Consider the following 4,285-nt stretch of genomic DNA (forward strand, 5'->3'; position numbering starts at 1 on the left):
CATCTTTGCATTATCAATGCGATGCGCAACAAGATTTTGCTCAGGGTTTTTGCCGTCGTTAAAAATCAAGTTATGTATCAAAAAAATTTGAACAATGTCTTGCTTGAACCATAGAAAACACAACGAAACGACGACACGACGATTAGCTACCGCTACAACCCAACGCCAAGCGTTGGGACCACTCAGCGCGTAGCGCGGAGGACGTTGTGTCGTCGTTTCGTCGCGTCGTCGTGTTAAAAAGATTTGGCGAAGCCGAATCCAATTGTTTCGTTGTATTTATACACAAAAGACGTTTAGCAATAGATTACACTTGCGTTGAAATTATTGGAAAAAAACAAAACAGGGAAGCGTATTGGAAGGAAATAGACGGAAGGAGCGAAAGAAGGAATGAATAACAACGACCATAAATGACGAATGACGAATAACACCCTACTCCGGGCAATTATTCGTCATTCCTCAATCGAAAAATTCGTCATTCGAGATTATTTCCCGAATCGGTATCCAATGACCAAAGTCGTCGGTAAATCCCAATTCAAGAAGGGAATGTTGTCCAGGTTAACTGGTTCTGCGTTGCCAATACCTTTGATGTTGTACACAAAAGCCCGGCCAAAACCAAGGTTGAAGTCGAAGTGCAGGCGTTCATTGCGGGCAAAGGTTTTGAAACCTACCAGGAAACCACCCGAAAAACGACTAGTGTTGTACTCATCAGCGTTCTCGGCAGTGCTGCGCGCTTTGCCAGCAGAATAGCGGGTATACAAGCCCGTGTAAAACTTGTTGAGGCCGATCTCGCTGGGGTTGAAGTAATAACGGCCATTTACGCCAAAACGCAAAGTGGTGTTTTTGAGGTCGTCGCCTTCGTCGAAGTTGATTTTGTTCCAGGAGCCACCTACGATGGCTTCCAGGCCAAAATTGTCGGCCAGGCCGAATTCGCCACGCAGGTTCAGTGTTCCGAATAGTGGACCCAGTGGGCCAACTTTTACATCTACCTGGGCAAAGGAAGAGCTGATTGCAGCCATACAAATGACTACAGTAAGGATGAGATACTTCTGCATGTTAAACAGTTGATTAGGTGTAGAAAAAAGTGTTAAGTGAGCTTGAATAACTAACTATATTGTCGGGTGTAAAGTTCCTCTAATCTGCTTTTATACACAAGCTTCTTAGAGGAACTTTAACTTATTTTAAAACTTTTTAACGCAATTTTCCGACTGCTTCGGCGATGCGTTTGATTGCTTCGTTCAATTCTGCTTCAGAAGCAGCATAAGAAATCCGGAAACAGTTGTCGGCCCCAAAGGCAACCCCTGAAACAGTGGCCACATGCGCCTTCAACATCAGGTAATCACAAAAATCGTTAGCGTCGTTGATGGCTGTTTCGCCATCAGTAGTGCCAAAGTAAGCGCTGATGTCGGGGAAGATGTAAAAGGCCCCTTGTGGTTGGTTGACCTTAAAGCCTGAAATTTTGCTCAAGCCCGCAATCACCAGATCGCGGCGTTTGAGGAACGCTTCCCGCATTTCGTAGGTTGGCGTCATATCCGCCAAGAGGGCATACGCTGCGGCCTTTTGGCTGAAGGAGTTGGCCCCGGAAGTCACCTGACCCTGGATTTTGATACAAGCTTCGGCCAACCAAACGGGTGCACCGATGTACCCCAAGCGCCAGCCCGTCATGGCATACCCTTTTGCAAAACCATTTACGGTTACGGTTTGGCTTTTTACATTTTCGAAAGCACCAATGCTGACGTGTTTTTCGCCAAAATTGATGTATTCGTAAATTTCGTCCGAAACGATGAGGATGTCTTCGTGTGGGGCGATCACATCGGCGATGGCTTTCAACTCCTCATGTGAATACACCATCCCGGTCGGGTTAGATGGGGAGGAGAAGATGATGGCCTTGGTGCGCTCGGTGATGGCTGCGGCAATTTCGGAAGCAGGTACCTTATAGTCTTGCTCAAAGCTCGACTTGAGGATCACCGACTTGCCTTCGGCCAATTCTACAATCGCCGAATAAGACACCCAATAAGGCGCCAGGATGATCACTTCATCCCCGGGATCCAGAATGGAAAGGAAAATATTCGCCAGCGATTGTTTGGCGCCATTGGACACTACAATCTGGTTGACGTTGTAATCCAAGTTGTTGTCGCGTTTGAATTTCACCTTGATGGCTTCCCGCAGTTCCTGCAAACCTGCTACCGGCGTGTATTTGGTAATGCCATCATCCAGCGCTTTTTTAGCCGCTTCCTTGATGTGGCTGGGGGTATCAAAATCCGGCTCACCCAAACTCAGGTTGATCACATTGAGGCCCTGGGCTTTGAGTTCCCGAGCCATTGCCGCCATTTTAAGCGTCTCGGATTCTGCCATCTGCAGTACGCGCTGAGACAGACGAGAGGTAGTCGCAACAGACATGTTTTGAGTTTTTTGAAATTGAACGTTAAACAAGTTCTAAATAGTCAGTAAATGGTTAGGCAAAAAAATCACCTTAAAGGAAAAATGCGATCAGGACAATCGACAGCAAAAGTAAGTGCAAAGTCGCAAAGAACCAAAGAAATTTGGCGCTATGACCCTGAATTGAACAAAATCAACAAATGTCAACCCTGAATATTGACAATTGCATCCTTTTTCGCCCATAAAAAGTTCCTATCTTTCCCCCTATAATTGTTCCAATGAAAGACAAGCTTTTTACGCTCGAACAAAAAATCGCCGAGGCTCGGCTAGGTGGTGGGCAGCAACGCATTGATGCTCAACACAAAAAAGGAAAATTGACGGCGCGTGAACGCGTCCATTTTTTGCTCGATCCGGGTTCATTTGAAGAAGTGGGGATGCTGGTGCAACACCGCAGCCGGGATTTTGGGATGGAAAACCAACATTTCCTCGGCGATGGCGTCATCACGGGTTATGGTACCATTGATGGGCGTTTGGTGTATGTTTTTTCACAGGATTTCACGGTATTTGGGGGTTCCCTTTCCGAAGCCCACGCCGAAAAGATTTGCAAAATAATGGACCTCGCCATGCGCAATGGCGCGCCAGTAATTGGTTTGAACGACTCCGGTGGTGCCCGGATTCAGGAAGGGGTAGCTTCCCTGGGAGGTTATGCCGATATCTTTTACCGCAACGTAATGGCTTCCGGGGTAGTGCCGCAAATTTCGGCCATCATGGGCCCTTGTGCGGGGGGAGCGGTGTATTCACCCGCCATAACCGACTTTATCATCATGGTGCAGGATACCTCATATATGTTTGTGACGGGGCCTAACGTGGTCAAAACGGTCACCAACGAGGACGTGAGCTCGGAAGATCTCGGTGGTGCCAGTGCGCACTCTACCAAATCGGGAGTGACCCACCTCACCGCCACCAACGACATCGATTGTTTGCAAAAAGTAAGGCAACTGGTCAGCTACATGCCCCAAAACTGCGAGGAAAAACCAGCTTTAAAAGCTTACGACCTGACCGAAGAATGGCGGGAAGAACTGCGCAACATCGTGCCCGACAACCCCAATCAACCTTACGATATGCGCGAGGTGATCCACGGCATTGTGGACGAGGCTTCGTTTATGGAGGTACAGGAATCCTTCGCCGAAAACATCGTAGTGGGTTTTGCCCGTTTGGCCGGCCGCAGCATTGGGCTCATTGCCAACCAGCCGATCAGTCTGGCCGGGGTGCTTGATGTGAACAGCTCGCGTAAAGGCGCACGTTTTGTGCGTTTTTGTGACAGTTTCAATATCCCCTTGCTGGTTTTGGTGGACGTGCCCGGTTTTTTGCCCGGAACGGATCAGGAATGGAATGGCATCATCGTGAATGGCGCCAAACTGCTGTATGCTTTCAGTGAAGCCACGGTTCCCCGAATTACCGTGATTACCCGCAAAGCCTACGGTGGCGCTTACGACGTGATGAATTCCAAACACATCGGGGCCGACCTCAATTATGCCTGGCCCGGAGCCGAAATTGCAGTAATGGGCGCCAAAGGTGCCTCCGAAATCATCTTCCGTAAAGAAATCCTGGAAGCCGAAGACCCCGAAGCCATGCTCCTCCAAAAGGAAAAAGAATACCAGGAAGCTTTTGCACACCCTTACCGGGCCGCTGAGCGCGGTTACATCGACGAAGTAATCGACCCCTGCCTCACCCGCCGCAAACTCATCAAAGCTTTTGCTTCAATTGAAAACAAGGTGGCGCACTTGCCGAGGAAGAAACATGGGAATATACCTCTTTGAGTGAAGAGTGAAAAGTGAAAAGTGAAAAGTGAAAAGTGGGCTACCGCAGCGGCTTTGACACGCAATGTTGAACAAGCCGCTGCGGTAGC

Annotated in this window: 3 protein-coding genes; 1 reads left to right on the plus strand and 2 read right to left on the minus strand. The window is 48.5% G+C overall.

Annotation, left to right across the window (positions count from 1 at the left end; genetic code table 11):
• Positions 1-482: 482 nt before the first annotated feature.
• Positions 483-1,052 carry a DUF3575 domain-containing protein gene (locus ACEW9O_RS24310; protein WP_373552820.1) on the minus strand — a complete coding sequence of 190 codons (570 nt, stop codon included), beginning with the start codon at positions 1,050-1,052 and terminating at the stop codon, positions 483-485.
• 136 nt (positions 1,053-1,188) lie between these two features.
• Positions 1,189-2,397, minus strand: coding sequence for a pyridoxal phosphate-dependent aminotransferase (locus ACEW9O_RS24315; RefSeq protein ID WP_373552821.1), 1,209 nt, complete (start codon positions 2,395-2,397; stop codon positions 1,189-1,191).
• 257 nt (positions 2,398-2,654) lie between these two features.
• Here ACEW9O_RS24315 and ACEW9O_RS24320 point away from each other — a divergent pair, with 257 nt between their 5' ends.
• Positions 2,655-4,196, plus strand: a complete 1,542-nt coding sequence (locus ACEW9O_RS24320) for an acyl-CoA carboxylase subunit beta (protein WP_373552822.1) — start codon at positions 2,655-2,657, stop codon at positions 4,194-4,196.
• The last annotated feature ends 89 nt before the right edge of the window (positions 4,197-4,285 follow it).

The sequence above is a fragment of the Haliscomenobacter sp. genome (assembly GCF_041740695.1).
Lineage (GTDB): Bacteria > Bacteroidota > Bacteroidia > Chitinophagales > Saprospiraceae > Haliscomenobacter.

Excerpts from the sequence above, each read along its gene's own strand:
- ACEW9O_RS24310 (WP_373552820.1), bottom strand. The coding sequence starts at position 1,052 with ATGCAGAAGTATCTCATCCTTACTGTAGTCATTTGTATGGCTGCAATC.
- ACEW9O_RS24315 (WP_373552821.1), bottom strand. The coding sequence starts at position 2,397 with ATGTCTGTTGCGACTACCTCTCGTCTGTCTCAGCGCGTACTGCAGATG.
- ACEW9O_RS24320 (WP_373552822.1), top strand. The coding sequence starts at position 2,655 with ATGAAAGACAAGCTTTTTACGCTCGAACAAAAAATCGCCGAGGCTCGG.